A 1036-nucleotide genomic window follows, 5' to 3' on the forward strand; every position below is an offset into this window, starting at 1 on the left:
AGGAGGCTTCTGAACAACGAACGCGGCAGGGGCGGGAAGAACGCCGACAAGGCCGTCTCTTCGGCGGTAGGTCAGACTTGATTGGTCGACAACGTGGTCGTTCTTCTCGCCGATGCCAGTTTGGCCATGTGCCGAGTCCCGATCAAGAGCTTGCCGGTGTTGGCCCTGGCAGTCAGGCCAGGGCCCAGGCCCCTTCGCGGCGGGTCAGGCCAGCGTTGACGAGGGTGCGTAGGTTGATCGCGGCGGCCCGGTTGCGCAGCCAGGCATGGTTTTTCGCGACGCCAAGGTAGCGCAGCGAGACGCGGCGCCCGCGTTGGGTGGCGACCCAGGCGATGATCCGCTCGATGCTGGATCGGGTCGGGTAGTCCTGCTTGAATTCCGGGGTGCGGGCCTGCGCGCGGGCCTCTCGCAGCAGCTGCTCATGCGGGTGGATGCTCATCGACCGGCCGTCGGCGGCGGTGGTGCAACGCTGCCGCAGCGGGCAGTCCGCGCACAGCCTGCCGAAGGTGACCGTGCGTTTCGGGCTCATCGCACGGGTGTGCCCGGCCGGGCAGGTGACCGTGCCTGCCGGTTCGTCGATGGTGAAATCGTCGAGGGTGAACCCGCCGGGCACGGCCGGGCGCAGCGGTTTGGGTTTGATCACCGTCTGGTGACCGGCGTCGCGATAGGCGGCGCGGGCGGCTCCGGTGCCGTAGGCCGAATCGCCGTACACTTGCAGGCCCGCATGTCCTTCGCTGCGCGCGGCGGCCGCATCTGCGGAATCGGTTCCCGCGGCGGTGATCTCACCGCTGTCATCAGCGGCCGCCGCGACAGCGACATCGGGCTCCGGCCCGGCGATGACCGCCTCGTCGCCGCCGAGCTGGTCGGGCTGCTGCTCGTCGGCGGGGGTGGCGTGGCCGCCTGTGTCCGGGTGCGGGGCTTCGGTCTCGGGACGGTGGAAACGGTCACGCGAGATCATCTGCCGCCCGACCACCGGGTCGCTGCCGCCCTCGCCGGCCGCGCTGGTCAGCTCGGTGTCGGTGATCAGCCCGGTTTC

General features: G+C 70.1%; 1 protein-coding gene. It reads right to left on the minus strand.

Going from position 1 to position 1036, the window contains the following annotated elements; translation table 11 throughout:
- Positions 1-172: 172 nt before the first annotated feature.
- Positions 173-1036 (minus strand): transposase (locus CDN38_RS28065; protein ID WP_082277032.1); only part of this gene is annotated, 864 nt, incomplete at its 5' end.

This window comes from Mycobacterium ostraviense (genome assembly GCF_002705925.1).
Lineage (GTDB): Bacteria > Actinomycetota > Actinomycetes > Mycobacteriales > Mycobacteriaceae > Mycobacterium > Mycobacterium ostraviense.